Source organism: Micromonospora sp. NBRC 101691 (assembly GCF_030269285.1).
Classification (GTDB): domain Bacteria; phylum Actinomycetota; class Actinomycetes; order Mycobacteriales; family Micromonosporaceae; genus Micromonospora; species Micromonospora echinospora.
Genome location: NZ_BSTB01000011.1, coordinates 84599 through 103698, shown reverse-complemented (window position 1 = coordinate 103698; position 19100 = coordinate 84599). Strand labels below are relative to the sequence as shown.

At 73.7% G+C, this 19100-nt stretch carries 14 protein-coding genes and 1 pseudogene; 10 read left to right on the top strand and 5 right to left on the bottom strand.

Going from position 1 to position 19100, the window contains the following annotated elements; genetic code table 11:
• Positions 1 to 331 precede the first annotated feature (331 nt).
• Positions 332 to 1891 carry a multicopper oxidase family protein gene (locus QSK20_RS18215; protein WP_285789787.1) on the top strand — a complete coding sequence of 520 codons (1560 nt, stop codon included), beginning with the start codon at positions 332 to 334 and terminating at the stop codon, positions 1889 to 1891.
• A 195-nt stretch (positions 1892 to 2086) separates the two neighbouring features.
• On the opposite strand, the gene QSK20_RS18210 is transcribed toward QSK20_RS18215, so the two are convergent.
• Positions 2087 to 3685 carry an FAD-binding oxidoreductase gene (locus QSK20_RS18210; protein ID WP_285789786.1) on the bottom strand — a complete coding sequence of 533 codons (1599 nt, stop codon included), beginning with the start codon at positions 3683 to 3685 and terminating at the stop codon, positions 2087 to 2089.
• Positions 3686 to 3907: 222 nt separating this feature from the next.
• Here QSK20_RS18210 and QSK20_RS18205 point away from each other — a divergent pair, with 222 nt between their 5' ends.
• Complete coding sequence (locus QSK20_RS18205; protein WP_285789785.1) at positions 3908 to 4897, top strand: pirin family protein; 990 nt, start codon at positions 3908 to 3910, stop codon at positions 4895 to 4897.
• A 60-nt stretch (positions 4898 to 4957) separates the two neighbouring features.
• On the opposite strand, the gene QSK20_RS18200 is transcribed toward QSK20_RS18205, so the two are convergent.
• The gene (locus QSK20_RS18200) at positions 4958 to 5086 is read right to left on the bottom strand and encodes a hypothetical protein (RefSeq protein ID WP_269148463.1); all 129 of its coding nucleotides are present in this window, start codon (positions 5084 to 5086) and stop codon (positions 4958 to 4960) included.
• A 129-nt stretch (positions 5087 to 5215) separates the two neighbouring features.
• On the opposite strand from QSK20_RS18200, the gene QSK20_RS18195 reads away from it, so the two are divergent.
• Together QSK20_RS18195 and QSK20_RS18190 are read left to right on the top strand one after the other, a co-directional pair.
• The gene (locus QSK20_RS18195) at positions 5216 to 6805 is read left to right on the top strand and encodes a phospholipase D family protein (RefSeq protein ID WP_285789784.1); all 1590 of its coding nucleotides are present in this window, start codon (positions 5216 to 5218) and stop codon (positions 6803 to 6805) included.
• 340 nt (positions 6806 to 7145) lie between these two features.
• On the top strand, positions 7146 to 7973 hold the full coding sequence (locus QSK20_RS18190) for a SigB/SigF/SigG family RNA polymerase sigma factor (RefSeq protein WP_088979787.1): 828 nt from the start codon (positions 7146 to 7148) through the stop codon (positions 7971 to 7973).
• 180 nt (positions 7974 to 8153) lie between these two features.
• Here QSK20_RS18190 and QSK20_RS18185 read toward each other — a convergent pair whose 3' ends face one another.
• Positions 8154 to 9638 (bottom strand): APC family permease, encoded by a 1485-nt coding sequence (locus tag QSK20_RS18185; RefSeq protein WP_285789783.1) that lies wholly within the window; start codon positions 9636 to 9638, stop codon positions 8154 to 8156.
• 49 nt (positions 9639 to 9687) lie between these two features.
• On the bottom strand, positions 9688 to 10308 hold the full coding sequence (locus QSK20_RS18180) for a GOLPH3/VPS74 family protein (RefSeq protein WP_285789782.1): 621 nt from the start codon (positions 10306 to 10308) through the stop codon (positions 9688 to 9690).
• Positions 10309 to 10449: 141 nt separating this feature from the next.
• Between QSK20_RS18180 and QSK20_RS18175 the strand changes: the two genes are divergently transcribed.
• From QSK20_RS18175 to QSK20_RS18165, 3 genes are all read left to right on the top strand, one after another.
• The gene (locus QSK20_RS18175) at positions 10450 to 11292 is read left to right on the top strand and encodes a helix-turn-helix domain-containing protein (RefSeq protein WP_285789781.1); all 843 of its coding nucleotides are present in this window, start codon (positions 10450 to 10452) and stop codon (positions 11290 to 11292) included.
• Positions 11293 to 11330: 38 nt separating this feature from the next.
• Positions 11331 to 11525, top strand: a complete 195-nt coding sequence (locus QSK20_RS18170; protein WP_285789780.1) for a DUF397 domain-containing protein — start codon at positions 11331 to 11333, stop codon at positions 11523 to 11525.
• 160 nt (positions 11526 to 11685) lie between these two features.
• Positions 11686 to 14301: an ATP-dependent RNA helicase gene (locus tag QSK20_RS18165; protein ID WP_285789779.1), complete on the top strand. Its 2616-nt coding sequence runs from the start codon at positions 11686 to 11688 to the stop codon at positions 14299 to 14301.
• A 94-nt stretch (positions 14302 to 14395) separates the two neighbouring features.
• On the opposite strand, the gene QSK20_RS18160 is transcribed toward QSK20_RS18165, so the two are convergent.
• Positions 14396 to 15124: a PP2C family protein-serine/threonine phosphatase gene (locus QSK20_RS18160; protein WP_285789778.1), complete on the bottom strand. Its 729-nt coding sequence runs from the start codon at positions 15122 to 15124 to the stop codon at positions 14396 to 14398.
• 209 nt (positions 15125 to 15333) lie between these two features.
• Here QSK20_RS18160 and QSK20_RS18155 point away from each other — a divergent pair, with 209 nt between their 5' ends.
• The 3 genes and pseudogenes from QSK20_RS18155 to QSK20_RS18145 all read left to right on the top strand — a co-directional run bounded on the left by QSK20_RS18155 (position 15334) and on the right by QSK20_RS18145 (position 19009).
• The gene (locus QSK20_RS18155) at positions 15334 to 17949 is read left to right on the top strand and encodes a glycoside hydrolase family 9 protein (protein WP_285789777.1); all 2616 of its coding nucleotides are present in this window, start codon (positions 15334 to 15336) and stop codon (positions 17947 to 17949) included.
• A gap of 128 nt (positions 17950 to 18077) precedes the next feature.
• Positions 18078 to 18827: pseudogene (locus QSK20_RS18150) on the top strand (helix-turn-helix domain-containing protein).
• Positions 18815 to 19009 (top strand): DUF397 domain-containing protein, encoded by a 195-nt coding sequence (locus QSK20_RS18145; protein ID WP_285789776.1) that lies wholly within the window; start codon positions 18815 to 18817, stop codon positions 19007 to 19009. The pseudogene QSK20_RS18150 and the gene QSK20_RS18145 overlap by 13 nt, the downstream one beginning before the upstream one ends.
• The last annotated feature ends 91 nt before the right edge of the window (positions 19010 to 19100 follow it).

Below are 19100 nucleotides of genomic sequence, written 5' to 3'. Positions count from 1 at the left end.
TGTAGATACGCCACCTTAACAGGGAGATCCGTAGCCGGACTACAGCTCCGGTCGCGCTGGGGCCGCGTTCCGGCCGTCGCGGGCGCCGGAACCCGGGGTCACCGGCCACCGGCTCGGAACCACCCTCAGGGTCGCCGTTTCACGCCGCTGACCTGGGCCGAATCATCCGTTCCGGCACCCGGCCCCGACCTGACGGGCCCGGCGCTCCCCGCCCCGACTCAGGGTGAACCCTGCGTTTCCCCTGGAGTTGTCGGCGACAGGTGGACGCTGTCGCGGATGCGCAGCCAGGCTACGTGTGTACCGACCCCTTGAGACCCAGAGGTGATTGCCCATGCGCCCGCTCCGGCGAGTGCTGATCGCCGCCACACTCGCCGTCGTGCTCCTCTGCGCGGCCGGTGTGGCGGGAGTGGTCTGGACGTTCAACTCCAGGACCGTCTCCACTGCTGGCACGATCGAGTTCGTCCACGCGCTGCCGGTGCCGCCGCTGGCACCCTCCACCGTGAACGGTGAGGGACGGCGGGTCTTCGAGCTGCGGGCACAGACCGGACGGCACGACTTCGGCGACCGTACCGCCGAGACCTGGGGCTTCAACGGGGCGTACCTGGGGCCGACCCTGCGGGCCGCCCGTGGTGAGCAGGTGCTGGTGAACGTGCACAACGGGCTGGACGAGGAGACGACCGTGCACTGGCACGGCATGCACCTGCCGGCCCGGATGGACGGTGGACCGCACCAGATGGTGCCGGCCGGGACGAGCTGGCATCCCACCTGGACGGTGGACCAGCCGGCCGCCACGCTCTGGTACCACCCGCACCCGCACGGGGAGACCGCCCGACACGTCTACCGGGGGCTCGCCGGGATGTTCATCCTGGACGACCCGACGAGTTCGGTCGGCGGACTGCCCGACCGGTACGGGGTGGACGACGTGCCGGTCATCGTGCAGGACAAGCGGTTCTCCCGGAACGGGAACCTGAACGAGAACGCGCCGCTGTTCAGCGGCGTCGGCCTGATCGGCGACACGATCGTGGTCAACGGCGCGACCGCGCCGTACCTGGACGTCACCACCGAACGGGTGCGGCTCCGGGTGCTCAACGCCTCCAACGCGCGGGTCTTCGACTTCGGCTTCACCGACGACCGCGACTTCGCCCTGGTCGGCACGGACGGCGGCCTGCTCGACCAGCCGTACCGGATGAAGCGGATCATGCTCTCGCCGGGCGAGCGCGCGGAGATCGTGGTGGACGTCCGGCCGGGTGAGCGTCCGGTCCTGCGGAGCTTTCCGCCGGACCTCGGGGCGGACGCCTGGAGCGAGCGGTTCAACGGCGGTGAGGACACCTTCGACGTCCTCCAGCTGCGCGCCGCCGAACGGCTCGACGAAAGCCCCGAGCTGCCGTCCCGGCTGGTCGACACGCCTCGGCTCAACCCCGAGGAGGCCGCCCGCACCCGGGAGTTCACGTTGAGCGGCACCCGGATCAACGGCGACGCCATGGACATGGACCGGATCGACCTCACGGTCACCAAGGGCACGACGGAGGTGTGGGAGGTGACCAGCCGGGAGGCCCTCCAGCACAACTTCCACATCCACGACGTCCAGTTCCAGGTGATCGACGTGGGCGGGGCCGCGCCACCGCCGCACCTCAGCGGCTGGAAGGACACGATCTTCCTGCATCCGAACACCACGTACCGGATCATCGCCCGGTTCGCCGACCACGCCGATCCGGACATGCCGTACATGTACCACTGCCACATCCTGTTCCACGAGGACGAGGGGATGATGGGCCAGTTCGTGGTGGTCGAGCCGGGGCAGAAGGCCGGCACGCCGCCGAGCAGCGGCCACGACGACGGCGGGCACGGTGGCGGCGGGCACGGTGGCGGCGGGCACCAGGGACACGGCTGACCGCCCCGCTGCCGGCAGGTGAACCGGACGCCGGCCCTCCCCCGTCGGAGGGTCGGCGTCGGCCGTCGTACGGACGGTCGCCGGGGCGTCGGTCGTCGCGCGGAAGGTCCGCCGGGGTGTCGCGGCCCCGCGTCGGCCGCCGGTCCGGCCCCGCGTCGGCCGGTCCGCGCCCGCGTGGGTCGGCCGCTACCGGCCTCACGGCCCCGGCGGGATGTTGTGGTTGCGGTGGAAGATGTTCTCCGGGTCGTAGACCCGCTTGAGGGCGGCCAGCCGACCCAGGTCCGCCGGGCGGTAGGCCGCCATGGTCCGGCTCGGGTCGCTGAGGAAGTTGAGCAGCACCCCACCGGTCGCGTACGGACGCAGCCGCCGGGCGAAGGCCGCCATGTGCCCCCGCGCGACGGCGAGGTCGGCAGCGCGCAGGTGCGGGGCGACCGCGATCAGCGCGTACGTCGCGTCCCGGTGGCCGGACGGTCCGCCGTCGGCCAACGGCCGGCCCAGCGCTCCGCCCACGTGCCGCAGTTCGACGACCGAGATCGGCGAACGGGCCGTCCCGGAACCTCCGACCTCGGCGAGCAGCACCTCGATCAACTCGTCGCTCAGCCCCCGGAACAGGTCGGTGTGTTCCCGGACGAGCTGCGGACCGGGCTGCGGGTCCTCCAGCCCGGCGGTCTCCGGCCAGGTCATCGGCGCGTACCCGCCGACCAGGGGCGGCCCGGCGACGGCCAGCAGGGGGGCCAGCGCCCGCCGGCCGCGTGCCGTCGGGCCGGTGTGGCAGACGCGCACCGCCACGACCGCCCGGTCCCGCAGCGGTTCCGGGACGCCCGGCGCGTCCGGCAGCCGCAGCAGCGTCAGCGCGGTGGTCAGCTCGTCGGGCAGGCCGGCGGCGTGGTCGCGGTGGCAGGCGAGGATCTCGCCGGCCCGTTCGCCCGGGAAGTACGCCACCCCGCCGTAGACCTCCCGGACCGGGTAGAGGCGGAGCAGGAGTTCGGTGACGACGCCGAAGTTCCCACCACCGCCGCGCAGCGCCCACCACAGGTCGGCGTCGTCGTCGGGGCCGGCGACCAGACGGTTGCCGGCGGCGGTCACCACCTCGGCGCGGAGCAGGCTGTCGGCGGCGAAGCCGTGCCGGCGGGACAGCCAGCCCACCCCGCCGCCCAGGGTGTAGCCGGCGACCCCCAGCGCGGAGGAGGTGCCGGAGATGGGCGCCAGCCCGAACCGGGCCGCCGCGGCGACCACGTCGCCCCAGCGGGCGCCGCCACCGACCCGCGCGGTCGCCCGGACCGGGTCGACATCGACGTACGCCATCCGGGAGAGGTTGAGCAGCACGCCGTCGTCGGTGGGACGGATGGTGCCGTGTCCGGTCGCCTGCACCCCGACCGGTACGTCGAACTCGCGCGCGGTGAGGACGGCCCGCGCCACGTCGGCGGCGTCGGCCACCTCGGCGACCAGGAGGGGCTGCTGGTCGAGGTCACGCCGCCAGGCCGACCGGCCGACGTCGTAGCCGATCGCGCCGGGCAGGTGGAGACGGCCGTCGAAGTGCTGCCGCAGCCGTCGGGCCACGGCCTCCGCGCTGCGCGGCCCGGGACAGCCGTCCGGCGCAGCGTCGGGCAACCGGTCGGTCCCGGTCGGGGGGCGGTGGGGTTCGCCCCGGGGGACGATCGGGACGGGGAGGTAGCCGTCGTACAGCACGGTGTCCTCCGGGAGCACCGGACGCCGCCCGGCTCCGGAGCGCATGGCGCGGGCGCAGGGAAACGCGAGTTCCGTCCCCACTCGGCCGGTCCTGCGTCGCTTCATGGAACGCACCCCTCGTCGTGTACCGCACCTTGCGTCACCAGATCATGACAGAAGGTGAAAGAGATCGGAATCGCGAGTCACTGGAGGATGTGTGGACAACCACCACAAGGAGGTACCGCGACCCCGTTGCCGTCGCCATCCCGCGCCTCCACCGAGCGGATGATCTGCACCTCACATCGGTGAAAGGGGCGACCCGCACCGGCGGTGGCTACATTTGGTGCCATGCCCGCCATCTCCGTCGAGGACGTGCTCGTCCTGCCCCGACTTCCCCGGTTGGACGAGTCGACGACCACGTTCCGTCCGGTCCGTCGCATGATCACTGCTCCCAGTGGCTTCGAGGGCGAGGGTTTCCCGGTCCGCCGGGCCTTCGCCGGAGTTCCCGTGCCGGAACTCGACCCCTTCCTCCACCTGGACCAGATGGGCGAGGTGGAGTACGCGCCCGGCGAGCCGAAGGGCACGGCCTGGCATCCCCACCGCGGCTTCGAGACGGTCACCTACATCATCGACGGTGTCTTCGACCACCAGGACTCCCACGGCGGCGGGGGCACCATCACCAACGGTGACACCCAGTGGATGACCGCCGGCAGCGGGCTGTTGCACATCGAGGCCCCGCCGGAGCACCTCGTGGTCAGCGGTGGCCTCTTCCACGGCCTCCAGCTCTGGGTAAACCTGCCCCGGGTGGCGAAGATGAGCCCGCCGCGCTACCAGGACATCCGGGGTCGGGAGTCGGCGCTGCTGACCACGCCCGACGGCGGCGCGCTGCTGCGGGTCATCGCCGGTGAGATCGCCGGGCACCAGGGCCCCGGTTCGACCCACACCCCGATCACCATCACCCACGTGACGGTGCAGCCGGGCGCGGAGGTGGACCTGCCGTGGCGGCCGGACTTCAACGCCCTCGTCTACGTGCTCGGTGGGCGCGGCACGGTCGGCACCGACCGTCGGCCGATCCAGACCGGCCAGCTCGCGGTGCACGGGCCGGGGGACGCGTTGCGGTTCGCGGCGGACCCGCACCAGGAGAGCCGAACCCCGGCGATGGACCTGTACATCATGGGCGGGCAGCCGATCCGGGAGCCGGTGGCGCAGTACGGCCCGTTCGTGATGAACAGCCGCGACGAGCTCATCCAGGCGTTCGAGGACTACCAGGCCGGTCGTCTCGGGGTGATCCCGACCGAGCGGGTGCCGCACACCGACCCGGCGGCGGACCGTCCCTGATCCGACGACGGGCGCCACCGGTCGTGACCGGTGGCGCCCGTGTCGTCTCCCCGTCCGCCGTCAGGAGACGGCGAAGATCCCGGCGACCCCGAGGATCACCATGAGCAGCACCGCGACCAGTGCGCCCCGCTCGCTCTCCACCGCCTGGGGGTTCTGCTCGGGCTGGGCGTTCGGTGTCTCGACCGGCATGGTGCGTGTCCTCCTCGGTGTCCGTTTGCTCGCGGGCGTGTCTGGCGGCGGGCGAGGATCGCCCACGCCGTGCGGGCCAACGGTGCTCGTCCTACCGTGAGGGCATCGTCGACCTCGGGAGGCTGGAACGTGACCGTGCGGGAGTGGTTCCTGACCACGGGGGAACGCGCCAACCAGGTCTCAGAGTTACCCGTCTGGGCCGGCGGAAACCTTGCCGAGCCGTTGATTCACGGCGCGACGTACTTCGATCGGCTTGTCGACGAGGTGGAGGCGCTCGAGGAGGGCGACCACCTCTTCTTCACGGACTGGCGGGGCGACCCGGACGAGCGGATGCGTCCGGACGGCCCCACGGTGGCGCAGCTCTTCGCCCAGGCGGCGCAGCGGGGCGTGGTGGTGAAGGGCCTCGTCTGGCGTTCCCACCTCGACGTGCTCGCCTACAGCGAGGAGGAGAACCGCAGCCTCAGCGAGACGATCTCCGCCGCCGGCGGTGAGGTGCTGCTCGACCAGCGGGTCCGCCGGGGCGGATCGCACCACCAGAAACTTGTCGTGCTGCGCCACCCGGGCCGACCCGAGCGGGACGTGGCGTTCGTCGGCGGGATCGACCTGTGCCACAGCCGCCGGGACGACGCGGCGCACCACGGCGATCCGCAGGCGGTCGCGATGTCCCCCCGCTACGGTCCGCGTCCGCCCTGGCACGACGTGCAGCTCGCGGTACGCGGGCCGGTGGTCGGCGCGCTGGACACCGTCTTCCGCGAGCGCTGGACCGACCCGATGCCGCTGGACTCGGAGAACCCGCTGGCCTACCTGCGGGACCGGCTGCGCCGGGCCGACCTGCGCCCGGATCCGCTGCCCGTCCAGCCGCCGGACCCGGCGCCATGCGGCCCGCACCACGTGCAGGTGCTGCGGACGTATCCGGCGGTGCGCCCCCGCTACTCCTTCGCCCCGGACGGGGAACGCACCGTGGCCCGCGGCTACACCAAGGCGGTACGCCGGGCCCGGCGGCTGATCTACCTGGAGGACCAGTACCTCTGGTCGCGGGAGATCGCCGAACTGTTCGCGGACGCGCTGCGGAACAACCCCGACCTTCACCTGATCGCGGTGGTTCCCCGCTTCCCGGACGTGGACGGACGGCTCGCGCTGCCGCCCAACACGGTCGGCCGGGAACAGGCGCTGTCCCTCTGCCAGGAGGCCGCCGCCGACCGGGTGCACGTCTTCGACGTGGAGAACCACGACGGCGACCCGGTGTACGTGCACGCCAAGGTGTGCGTGGTCGACGACGTGTGGGCCAGCGTGGGCAGCGACAACTTCAACCGCCGTTCCTGGACCCACGACAGTGAACTCTCCTGCGCCGTGCTGGACGCGACCCGGGACGAACGCGCCCCGACCGACCCGGCCGGTCTCGGTGACGGCGCCCGCCACTTCGCCCGCGAGTTGCGGCTGCGCCTGTTGCGCGAGCACCTGGACCGGCCCGGGGACGGCAACGGGGACGCCGACCTGCTCGACCCGGCGGACGCGGTGGCCGCGGTCACCGCCACCGCCGACGCGCTCCAGCGGTGGTACGACTCGGGACGGGTCGGCCCCCGGCCACCGGGCCGCCTCCGCCCGCACCGGCCGGAGCGGCTGCCCTGGTACACCCGGCTCTGGGCATTGCCGGCGTACCGGCTGGTCTACGACCCGGACGGGCGCCCGTTGCGGGCCCGGCTCGCCGGCACCTGGTGAACCCGGCCCGCCAGCGTGGGACACGGTGCCCTCGGGACGACCTCCGACCGTCCCCGGCGGTGGCGGAGCGTCGCCGTCGTCGACCTCTCGGTAGCCGAGGGCGGGATTCGGCGCGGCGCACGGCGACAAGATCGTGACAGACATAACACCTTCGCCCGACAGCCGCCACCCTTCCGACCGTTTTGCACCTCTTAATGTGAACATGAGGCTTAAGTACATCGTACTTTCGGCTAGCTTTTGCCGGCACGATCGGGTTAAGGTAGCTCTCGAACGGCCTATCTCAAGCTAAACCAAAAGCCTTACGTCTTTATCTGCGGACGAGGTGCAGGGAGGACCACCCATGACCGCGCCAACGATCACGAAGCCGGCGACCACCAGCACGCCCGCCGCCACCGAGAAGCTCGACCCGCGCGCCCTCACCGACAGTGCCGCCGAGTTGCTCAACGCCATGGCCGCGTTGCCCGCCGACCACCCGTCGCGGGCCGCCCTGCGCGACCGGGCCATCGAGGCCTGGCTCCCGCTCGCCAACCACCTCGCCCACCGCTACAGCGGTCGCGGTGAGCCCACCGACGACCTGGCCCAGACCGCCGCCGTCGGCCTGATCAAGGCGATCGACAAGTTCGACCCCAGTCGTGGGGTCGACTTCGCCGGTTACGCCATCCCCACCATCATCGGCGAGCTGAAGCGGCACTTCCGCGACCGCACCTGGGACATCCGGGTACCGCGTCGCCTCCAGGAGCTGCGGCTGGCCATCTCCGACGCCAACAGCTCGCTGCTGCAGACGCTGGGCCGCTCGCCGACGGTCGCGGACATCGCCGCCCACCTCAAGCTCACCGAGGAAGAGGTGCTGGAGGGCCTGGAGGGCGCCCGCGCGTACAACGCGGTGTCGCTGTCCACGCCGACCGGCGACGGCGACCGCGCCACCGAGCTGGGTGACATGCTCGGCGGCGAGGACAACGAGTTCGAGCTGGCCGAGCTGCGGGTGGCCCTCGGTCCGGCCCTGGCCACGCTCGACGAGCGGGAGCAGAAGATCCTCACCCTCCGGTTCTACGGCAACCTCACCCAGTCGCAGATCGCCGAGCAGATCGGTGTCTCGCAGATGCACGTCTCCCGGCTGCTGGCCCGGGCGTTGACCAAGCTGCGCGGCCAGCTCGACGGCACCTACTGAGTCACACCGCACCAGCACGTACACGCGGCGGAGGCCGGACCCGTGGGGTCCGGCCTCCGCCGCGTGTACGCCGCCCCCACCGGCTGCCCGGTCCGGTCCGCCCGCCCGAGCCCTGTCCACCGGGCCCGGGTGGTAGCAGGGGTCCCCTCCTCATCAAAAAGCGGTAACAAGGGGCCCCTCCTACCACCGGCCCGGCAGGTCGGCGGCGGCGCTCTCCGGGCCGAGGCCGATCCGCGCGTACGCCCGGGGACGACGGGACCGCAGCAGCACCGCCCAGAGCGTGCCCGCCAACGCGGTCAGCGGGAAGACCGCCGGGACCGCCCAGCGCAACGGCGAGTCCGGTCCGACCCCGAGCAGCACGGCGACGTCGGCCAGCGCCAGCACGACCACCGCCACCAGGGCGACGGCGGCCAGGCCGGGGGCGACCGCCCGCCGCCAGAGGTTCTCGCCGGTGGTCTCGCGGGCGAAGAAGGCGAGCACCGCGAACGAGGTCGCCGCGATCAGCAGCAGCATCCCCAGCGCGCCGGTCACGGTGGCCCCGTAGAAGAGGTGGCGCACCGGCTCAAGCCCCGCCGACGCGCACGCCACGATCACCAGGAGGCCGAGGACGCTCTGCGCGACCGACGCCGGCCGGGGGGCTCCGGTGCGCGGCGAGGCCTCACCGAACGGCGCGGGAAGCAACCGTTCCCGTCCCAGCGCGAAGGCGTACCGGGCGGTGGTGTGGTGCAGCGAGACCAGGGCGGCCAGCACGGAGGTCACCAGCAAGGCCCGGCCGATGCTGACCGCGCCCGCCCCGAGCTGGTCACCGGCCAGGGCGAACAGCAGGTCGGTCCCCCGTTCCCCGGCGGCCGCCGCGACCCGCTCCGGCCCGGTGGCCACGGTCAGTGTCCAGGCGGAGAACGCCAGGACCGCGCCGACGAGCCCCACCGCGAGGTACGTGGCGACGGACACCGCCCGTGGATGGCGACTCTCCTCCCGTAGCAGCACGGCGGACTCGAAGCCGACGAAGCCGACGGCGGCCACGACGAGCAGCGCCCCGGCCCCGGGGGTGAGCAGGTGGGCCGGGGAGAGGGCGGTCACGTCGACCGCGCCGTCGGCGGCGTGCCGCAGGTGGGCGAGGTCGAACACGACCAGCACCGCGACCTCGGCCAGCAGCAGGACGGCCAGGACCGTCCGGTCGACGGTCACCCCGGCCACGCCCAGCACGGCGACCAGCGCCCACGCGGCCAGCGCCATCAGCCACCAGGTCGGCGTGCCGCCGAACCAGCGGGCGACCAGGGGGGCGGTGGCCGCGCCGACCACGCCGTAGAGCCCGACCTGGACGGCGTTCTGCGCGATCAGGGCCACCCAGGCCGCGCCGACCCCGGCCGGACGGCCGAGACCCCGGGCGACGTACGCGTGGAACGCGCCGACGTGGGTCATCCGCCGGGACATCGCCAGGTAACCCACCGAGAAGAGGCCGAGCACCACCGCGACCACGAGGACGGCCGCGCCGAGCGGGCCCGCCCCGGTCACCGCGTACGCGGTCGGGACCACGGCGGCCACCACGGTCAGCGGGGCTGCCGCGGAGAGCGTGAAGAGCAGCACCCCGGGGACTCCCCGTCCGCCCCGGGTCAGCGTCACGGGAACGCCGCCGGGACGGTCCAGGGTCACGGGCGGGGGCATCGGCGCAACGGGCATGGCCACTTCCGGTCGGAGGGGAGGCGGAGGCGGGTCAGCCGCGGAGCACGGCCGCGCCGACCGCGGCCTCGGTGTGGGCGACCAGTTCCCGCAGTGGCAGTGGCAGCGCCGGCAGGAGCACACCGAAGCGGTGCTGGGCGCGGGGGTCGGCGTGCCAGAGCACGTCGCGGGTGAGCCCGGTGGCCGAGACCAGCCCGCACAGCAGGGCGTCCGGGACGGCCGGCGGGTGGGGGCGGTCCAGCAGGGCCAGCAGCCGGGTGGCCGGCCAGGCCAGCGCGTTGAGGTCGGTGGCCACGTAGTCGACCGTGGTGCGCAGCAACCGACGCTTCTCCTGCCGACGTACCACACCCGAGCGGCTCAGCCGCTCCCCCACCGCGTCCGCAGCGGTCCCGGCGAGCAGGCCCAGCCAGGTACGGACGGACCGGTGCTGCCGCTGGCCGAGCAGGTGGGCCAGGACACCGCCGGCCAGCGCGTCGGCCGGAGGGGGACCGTCCAGGACGGACACCCGGGCGTCGGCCACCGTGATCCGTCCACCCAGGACCAGCTCGCCGAGGAGAGCGGCGGCGAGGCCGAGGCCGGTGGCTGTCGGGTTCAGCCGAGCCCGGCCACGGCTGTCGCCGTGGGCGATGAGGAAGAACTCGTCCGCGATGAGCAACGAACCCTCCCGGTCGTCCACTGTGCTCGTAACCGGGACAAAGGATGCCCTCATGATCGCTCCGATGCAACTCCCGGATCCACGTTGTTGCACGCGCGGGCCCCACCACCTGCGGATAGTGCCCGTGGCAGACTCGGCCGCGTGACCGCCAGCCCCACCGTCCGCCGCCGTCGCATCGCCCGGGAACTCCGACACCTGCGGGAGCGCGCCGGGATGACCCTCGACGTCGCCGCGCGGCATCTCGACATGTCCAAGAGCAACCTCTCCCGGATCGAGAACGCCCAGATCGGCATCAAGCCCCGCGACGTACGCGCCGCCCTGGCGCTGTACCAGGTGACCGGGACGGACGCCGAGGCGCTGGTGGAGATCGCCCGTGGGGCGCAGCAGCGCGGGTGGTGGCAGAACTACAGCGACGTGCTGCCGGAGTGGTTCGAGTTCTACGTCGGGCTGGAGGCGGAGGCGGCGACGCTGCGGACGTACGAGGCCGAGGCCGTGCCCGGCCTGCTCCAGACCGAGGCGTACGCCCGGGAGATCTACCGGCTGACCGCCGGCGAGGAGGGACTGGAACGGAAGGTCGCCGCCCGGCTGCACCGGCAGAGCGTCCTGCGCCGGGAGTCGCCGGTGCAGATGTCGGTGGTGCTCAACGAGGCGGTGCTGCTGCGCCCGGTCGGCACCCCGGCCGTGATGGCCGACCAGTTGACCCACGTCAGCCGAGTGGCCCAACTACCCAACGTAACCATCCAGATACTTCCATTCATGGCTGGTGGACACCCCGCCATGAGCACGCCGTACGTCGTGCTGCACTTCGCCGACGCCGCCGACAACGCCGTTGTTTACCTGGACAATCTCACGATGGGGCTGGCGCTGGAGGGCACCGAACACGTCCGGGGGTATACCCTGGTACACGAGAGGCTGTGCCAGATGGCGCTCACTCCAGCGGACTCCCTGACCCGACTTGAGGACGCTTCTCGTTACTTTGAGTGATCACCACCTGCTCCTGCGCAGACGAGGGGTACACCACCATGACCGTTCTCGACCTGACCCGTGCGGAGTGGCGGACCAGCACGCGCAGCAGCGGCAACGGCAACTGCGTGGAGGTCGCCGACGTCGACGGCCGGGTGGCCGTCCGGGACAGCAAGGACCGGCCCGGCCCGGCGCTGGTCTTCCCGCGCACGTCGTGGCGGCACTTCGTCGCCGGCATCGACGCGCTGGCCTGACCGGCCCGGCACGCCGCCCGGCGCCGCCGACCGCAGCCCGGGCGACGCCCGCCGGTGCCACCGGCCGCAGAACAGGTACCGCCGACCGCAGCACAGGCGACGCCAGCCGGGCCGACCACACGCCGACCGGTGCCGCCGGCCGCCGGTGCGAGACTGGGGCGTGCTCCGCGACGTACCCCTCGAACTGCCGGTCCGGCCGGTCCTGGCCGCGCTGACCACGGCCCTGCGCACTGCGGGCGCCGCCGTGCTGGTCGCGCCGCCGGGCACCGGGAAGACCACCCTGACGCCGCTGGCGGTCGCCGACGAGGTCGACGGCCGGGTGCTGATCGCCCAGCCGCGCCGGGTGGCCGCCCGGGCCGCGGCGCAGCGGATGGCGGCGCTGCTCGGCGAGCGGGTGGGCGACCGCGTCGGGTACGCCGTGCGGGGCGACCGGCGCACCGGCCCGGCCACCCGGATCGAGGTGGTCACCACCGGGCTGCTGGTCCGGCGGCTGCACCACGACCCGGAACTGCCCGGCGTCTCGGCGGTGCTGCTCGACGAGTGCCACGAGCGGCACCTCGACGCCGATCTGGCGCTCGCCTTCACCGTGGAGGCCCGGACCGCGCTCCGCCCCGACCTGTGGCTCGTGGCCATGTCGGCCACCGCCGAGGCGGACCGGTTCGCCGACCTGCTCGGTGGGGACGCCTCCGCGCCGGTGGTCCGGGCCGAGGCGGCACTGCACCCGGTCGCCCGGATCTGGGCGCCCCCGCCCCGCCCGGTCGCCGGCTACCGGGGCAACCGGGTCGACCCGGCGCTGCTGGACCACGTGGCCGCGACGGTCCGCCGGGCGGTGTCCGAACAGGACGGCGACGTCCTGGTCTTCCTGCCCGGCGTCGGGGAGATCGCCGGGGTCACCGCCCGGCTGGCGGACCTGCGCGACCGGGTGGCCCTGGTGCCGCTGCACGGCCGGCAGCGGGGCACCGAGCAGGACGCCGCGCTGCGCCCGGCCGACCGTCGGCGGGTGGTGCTGGCCACCGCCGTCGCGGAGAGCAGCCTCACCGTGCCCGGCGTCCGGACGGTGGTCGACGCCGGGCTGAGTCGGGTCGCCCGGACCGACCTGGCCCGAGGGCTGGGCGCGCTGGTCACCGTGCCGGTCTCCCGCGCCGCCGCGACCCAGCGGGCCGGCCGGGCCGGTCGGGAGGCTCCGGGGCAGGTCTACCGCTGCTGGTCCCCGGCCACCCACGAACGGCTCGCCGCCCAGCCGGAACCGGAGATCGCCACCGCCGACCTGACCGGGTTCGCGCTGGAGCTGGCGGCGTGGGGGCAGCCGGACGGCACCGGCCTCGCGCTGCCCGATCCACCCCCGGCGGCGGCGATGGCGGTGGCCCGGCAGACCCTCCGCACCCTCGGCGCCGTCGACGCCGAGGGCCGGATCACCGGACGGGGGCGGGCGATCACGGCGACCGGCGTCCATCCCCGGCTGGGCCGGGCGCTGCTCGACGGGGCAGCCCGCGTCGGAAAGGACCGCGCCGCCGAGGTGGTGGCCCTGCTCAGCGAGGAGACCGGCCCGGGGGACGACCTGGTGGCGAGCTGGCGGCGACTGCGCGCCGGCACCGACCCCGCCGCCACCGCGCGCTGGCGGACCGAGGTACGCCGGCTGCGCACCGCCCTGCCGCCGGACCGGCACCCGGGGCGGCGGGGGACGCGCCACGGCGCGCCGCCGGTCCGGGGCGATCTGGCCGGCGCGCCGCCGGTCCCGGACGACCTGGGCATCGGGCTGCCGGTCCCGGACGACCTGGCCGGCGCGCCGCCGGTCCCGGACGACCTAGCCGTCGGGCTGCTGGTCGGACTGGCCCACCCCGAGCGGCTGGCCCGGGTCCGACGGCCGGGCGGCCCGGCGTACCTGATGACCGGTGGGACCGCCGCGGAGCTGGCGCCCGGGTCGGCGCTGGCCGGCTGCGACTGGCTCGCGGTGGCGGTGGCCGACCGCTCCCCCGGCGCCCCGACCGCCCGGATCCGCTCTGCCGCCGCGCTCGACGAGGCGACCGCCCGCGAGGTCGGCGCGGCGCTGCTGCGCGAGGAACGTCAGGTCGTCTGGACCGGCGGGGACGTGCTGGCCCGGGAGGTGACCCGGCTCGGCGCGATCGAGCTGGTCGAGCGGCCGCTGCCCCGACCCGACCCGGAGGCGGTGGTCGCGGCGCTCCTGGTCGGCCTGCGCCGGGACGGGCTCGCCCTGCTCGACTGGACCCCGGCGGCCCGGTCGCTGCGGGACCGGCTGGCGTTCTGCCGGCACGCGCTCGGCGCGGACTGGCCGGCGGTCGACGACGAGGCCCTGCTCACCGCCGCGCCGGAGTGGCTCGGGCCGGAGCTGGTCCGGGCGAGACGCCGCACCGACCTGACCCGGATCGACGTGACCGGGGCGCTGCGTCGGCTGCTCCCCTGGCCACAGGCGGCCCGCCTGGACGAGCTGGCTCCCGAACGGATCACCGTGCCGAGCGGCACCCGGGCCCGCGTCGACTACGCCGACCCGGCCGCCCCGGTGCTCGCGGTGAAGCTCCAGGAGACCTTCGGCTGGCAGCGTGCGCCCCGGGTCGCCGACGGTCGGGTGCCGGTGCTGCTGCACCTGCTCTCCCCCGCCGGCCGGCCGGTGGCGGTCACCGCGGACCTGACCTCGTTCTGGCAGGTCGGTTACCCGCAGGTGCGGGCGGAGCTGCGGGGACGCTACCCGCGCCACCCCTGGCCGGAGGATCCCACCACCGCGCCGCCGACCCGGCACACCGCCCCGCGCCGCCGGTGACACTCCCCGCCGCCGGTGACACTCCGCCCGACGGAGGGGCTCCGTCGGGCGGAGGACGCGCGCCCCGGAGTTCGTCACGCAGCGGCAGCGGCGGTCAGTCCTCGGCGACCACGTCGGCGACCACCACGGTGACGTTGTCCGGGCCGCCCGCGCGCATGGCCAGGTCGATCAGCCGTCGGGCGCACTCCTCCCGGTCGGCATGTCCGGCGAGCACCTCGGCGAGGGTGTCCGCGCGGACCACGTTGGAGAGCCCGTCGCTGCACAGCAGCCAGCGGTCCCCGGCCCAGGGCACCATGGTGGCGTAGGCCGGCGAGACCTCGCCGCCCTGGAGAGCCTGGGTCACCACCGCCCGGCGCGGGTGGCTGCTGGCCTGCTCCGGTGTGATGAGCCCCTGGTCGATGAGCATCTGCACGAAGGTGTCGTCGCGGGTGATCTGCTTGAGCACCCCCTCGCGGAGCAGGTACGCGCGGGAGTCGCCGACGTGGGCCAGGGCCAGGCAGCTTCCGGTCCGCGCGAAGAGCAGCGCGGTCAGTGTGGTGCCCATGCCCTGCCGCTCCGGGTCCTCCTCGACGGCCTGGCGGATCCGCCCGCTGGCCAGCTCGATGCCGCCGCGCAGCGCCGCCACCAACGCGTCTTCCGGTGTCTCCAGGTCCAGTGGCGCGACGGTCTGCATGGCGATGGAGCTGGCGAGGTCGCCGGCCGCCATCCCGCCCATGCCGTCGGCGACGGCGACGAGCCAGGTGCCGGCGTGGAAGGCGTCCTGATTGCCGCTCCGGATCAGGCCACGGTCGGTCGCCCCCGTGGAACGCAGCTTCAGGGTCATGGACGCAGCCTGCCAGGAGGAGGGCGGGTTGTCTCTAGTAGATCACCGTCGGCGGGGCGTGGCGCGGCGAATCTCACTCTCCGCACCCGGATCGGGACCCGGGAACCTGGCCATCCAGTTTGGTCGATTGACAGGCCGGTCACACCCTGGAAACATCGAGCGATACTTGGGAGCGCTCCCAGGTCCGCCCGTCCCCGGAAGGAACCGTCGTGACGTCACCCCCACGCCGTCGACGCCGCCTCGCGCTGCTCGCCGCGGCGACCACCCTCGCCCTGACCGGCACCCTGTCCCCGGCCGCGCACGCCGCCGACGACGAGGAGCCCCCGGAGCAGATCCGCAACGGCGACTTCAGCGCCGGCACCTCCCCCTGGTTCTCCTTCGGCACCGGGGACCTCACCAACCCCGACGGGCGGCTCTGCACCACCGTCGCCGGCGGACTGGCCAACCCGTGGGACGCCGGCATCGGGCAGGACGGCGTCCCGCTGATCGCCGGGTCCTCGTACACGCTCGCCTTCGACGCCACCGCCACCCCCGGCGCGAACCTGAAGGCGGTGCTCCAGCTCGGCAGCGCGCCGTACACCACGTACGCCAGCGTGGACGCGACGGCGGGCGGAACACCGCAGCGCACCGAGTACACCTTCACCGCACCGGCCGACGACTCCCGGTCGCAGATCATCTTCCAGGTGGGAGGCAGCGCGGCCGACCAGACGTTCTGCCTCGACAACGTATCGTTGCGCGGCGGCGAACCGGTCCCGCCGTACGAGCCGGACACCGGCCCGCGAGTCCGGGTCAACCAGGTCGGCTACCTGCCCGCCGGGCCGAAGAACGCCACAGTGGTCACCACCGCCACCGAGCCGCTGCCCTGGCAACTGCGGTCCGCCGACGGCACGGTGGTGGCCAGCGGCACCAGCACCCCGCGCGGCGTCGACGAGGCGTCCGGGCAGAACACGCACACCATCGCCTTCTCGTCGTACCGTACGCCGGGCACCGGACTGACCCTGGTCGCGGACGGGGAGACCAGCCACCCGTTCAGCATCTCCGGCGACCTCTACGACCAGCTCCGGTCGGACTCGTTGCAGTTCTTCTACGCCCAGCGCAGCGGCATCGCCATCGACGGCGACCTGATCGGCGACGAGTACGCCCGCCCCGCCGGTCACCTCGACGTGGCGCCGAACAAGGGCGACACGAACGTGCCCTGCCAGCCCGGCGTCTGCGACTACTCGCTCGACGTACGCGGCGGGTGGTACGACGCGGGCGACCACGGCAAGTACGTGGTCAACGGCGGCCTCGCCACCTACCAGCTGCTGAACACGTTCGAGCGGACCAAGACCGCGGCCACCGCCGACGGCGGCGCGGCACTGGGCGACAACACGCTGCGGGTGCCCGAGCGGGGCAACGGCGTGCCCGACGTCCTCGACGAGGCCCGCTGGGAGCTGGAGTTCCTGCTGCGCATGCAGGTGCCGGCCGGCAAGCCGCTCGCCGGCATGGCCCACCACAAGATCCACGACCGGAACTGGACCGGGCTGCCGCTGCTGCCGCACGAGGACCCGGAACAGCGCGAGCTGCACCCGCCGTCCACCGCGGCCACGCTGAACCTGGCCGCCACCGCCGCCCAGTGCGCGCGGCTGTTCGCGCCGTACGACGCGGCCTTCGCCGCCCGCTGCGGCACCGCCGCGAAGACCGCCTACACGGCGGCCAAGGCCAACCCCACGCGGTACGCCAGCCCGACCGACGCCACCGGCGGCGGCGCGTACGACGACACCCGGGTCACCGACGAGTTCTACTGGGCGGCGGCGGAGCTGTACCTGACCACCGGCGAGCAGGCGTACCTGACCGACGTGACCGCCTCGCCGCACCACACCGCCGACGTGTTCGAGCCGCGCGGCTTCAGCTGGCAGGGGGTGGCCGCGCTGGGTCGCCTCGACCTGGCCACCGTGCCGAGCGGGCTGCCGGCCGCCGAGCGCACCCGGATCCGCGCCTCGGTGACCGCCGCCGCCGACCGCTACCTGGCCGAGATCGCCCGGCAGGCGTACGGGCTGCCGATGCCCGGCGACCCGGACAGCTACTTCTGGGGCGGCAACGGCAACCTGATCAACAACGCGGTCGTGCTGGCCACCGCCTTCGACCTGACCGGCGACGTGAAGTACCGGGACGGGGCGGTGCAGACGATGGACTACATCCTCGGCCGCAACGCGCTGAACATCTCGTACGTGACCGGGTGGGGTGACCACGCGGCGGAGAACCAGCACAGCCGGATCTTCGGCAACCAGTTGAACCCGGCCCTGCCGAAGCCACCCGCCGGCTCGATCGCGGGCGGACCGAACGCCGCCCTCCAGGACCCGTTCGTCGAGCAGCTGCTCGCCGGCTGCAAGCCGATGTTCTGCTACGTCGACGACATCCAGTCGTACTCCACCAACGAGGTGGCCATCAACTGGAACTCGGCGTTGGCCTGGATCTCGTCCTTCCTCGCCGACCAGGGCGAGGCCGGCGCGATCCCGCCGTCGGGCTGCGCGGTCCAGTACGTCAACCACGGCTCCTGGTCCGGTGGCTTCACCGCCCAGGTGACGATCCGCAACACCAGCCCGAAGCCGATCGAGGGCTGGACGGCCCGCTTCGCGTTCACCGGTGACCAGAAGGTGCGCGAGGGGTGGCTGGCCAAGGTGACCCAGTCCGGGGCCACCGTCACCGCGAAGAACGAGTCGTACAACGCCAGGATCGCGCCGGGTGGCACGGTGACCTTCGGGTTCAACGCGGTCACCGGCGGGGACGCCAACCCCGCACCGGGTCTGGTCGCGGTCAACGGAGTGGCCTGCGCGCTCTCCTGACCCGTCGATCCCCGGTCCGGCAGGGGCCTCCTCGCGCAGGGGAGGCCCCTGTTCGGCGCGTCACCACCCCACCACCGTCCGCCACACTAGGGTTTTCCACCTCAGGTCCGACAATCCGGGAGGTGGGCATGAACGACGTGCTGCGGACGGCGATGCGGGAACGCGGCGAGACCATGGAGTCGCTGGCCCGCCGGGTCGGGGTGGATCCGAAGACCACCGGCCGCTGGCTCAACCGGGGTGCGACGCCCTAACCCCGCCACCGGGCCGCCGTCGCGCAGACCCTGGGCCGGGAGATCGCCGACCTCTGGCCGGACGCGGTACGCCCCCGCCAGCCGCTCTGGTTCCGGCCGTGGGCCGAGATCGAGACGGAGGCCACCGCGCTGCGGTCGTTCGAGCCGCTGGTGCTGCCCGGCCTGCTCCAGACCGAGGCGTACGCGCACGCGGTGCTCGCCAGCGGCCCGCTGGTGGACGACGAGGTGGAGGGGCACGTGGCGGCCCGGCTGGCCCGGCAGGCGGTCGTCTTCGACCGGCCCCGGCCGCCGCTGACCATCTTCGTGATGGACGAGGCGGCGCTGCGCCGGGGCGACCCGGAGATCATGCACCCGCAGCTCGACCACCTGGTCACGATGGCGGCCCGCGCCACGGTCATCGTCCACATCGTCCCGATCCGGGCCGGGTTCCATCCCGGGCTCGCCGGGGCGTTCGTCATCGCCAGTCTCGACGGCCGGGACGACGTCGGATACATCGACGACCAGGCCGCCGGGCGGGTCACCGAGGACGTTGCCCCGCTGCTGCGCACCTGGGACACTGTGCGGGCGGTGGCGCTCCCCCGTGACCAGTCGATCGAGCTGTTGGAGGCGCGAGAATGGCTGAGCTGACCGGCGCCCGCTGGCGCACCAGCACCCGCAGCAGCTCCAACGGCGGCAACTGCGTCGAGGTCGCCGACAACCTGCCCGGCGTGGTCGCCGTCCGGGACAGCAAGCACCGCGACGCCGGGACGCTCCTCTTCGCCCCCACCGCCTGGCGTGCCTTCGTCGGCGCGCTGCGCGCACACCGCTGACCCGCACCCACCACCGTCCGATACGGACGGTCGCCCGACCGGCCGGAACGTGGTCACCGATCGGTCATTGTCATGTGCGCATGGACGTGCG

What these genes read in the sequence shown, in the direction of transcription:
- QSK20_RS18215 (WP_285789787.1), top strand. Translation starts at nt 332, where the DNA reads ATGCGCCCGCTCCGGCGAGTGCTGATCGCCGCCACACTCGCCGTCGTG.
- QSK20_RS18210 (WP_285789786.1), bottom strand. Translation starts at nt 3,685, where the DNA reads ATGAAGCGACGCAGGACCGGCCGAGTGGGGACGGAACTCGCGTTTCCC.
- QSK20_RS18205 (WP_285789785.1), top strand. Translation starts at nt 3,908, where the DNA reads ATGCCCGCCATCTCCGTCGAGGACGTGCTCGTCCTGCCCCGACTTCCC.
- QSK20_RS18200 (WP_269148463.1), bottom strand. Translation starts at nt 5,086, where the DNA reads ATGCCGGTCGAGACACCGAACGCCCAGCCCGAGCAGAACCCCCAGGCG.
- QSK20_RS18190 (WP_088979787.1), top strand. Translation starts at nt 7,146, where the DNA reads ATGACCGCGCCAACGATCACGAAGCCGGCGACCACCAGCACGCCCGCC.
- QSK20_RS18185 (WP_285789783.1), bottom strand. Translation starts at nt 9,638, where the DNA reads ATGCCCCCGCCCGTGACCCTGGACCGTCCCGGCGGCGTTCCCGTGACG.
- QSK20_RS18170 (WP_285789780.1), top strand. Translation starts at nt 11,331, where the DNA reads ATGACCGTTCTCGACCTGACCCGTGCGGAGTGGCGGACCAGCACGCGC.
- QSK20_RS18160 (WP_285789778.1), bottom strand. Translation starts at nt 15,124, where the DNA reads ATGACCCTGAAGCTGCGTTCCACGGGGGCGACCGACCGTGGCCTGATC.
- QSK20_RS18145 (WP_285789776.1), top strand. Translation starts at nt 18,815, where the DNA reads ATGGCTGAGCTGACCGGCGCCCGCTGGCGCACCAGCACCCGCAGCAGC.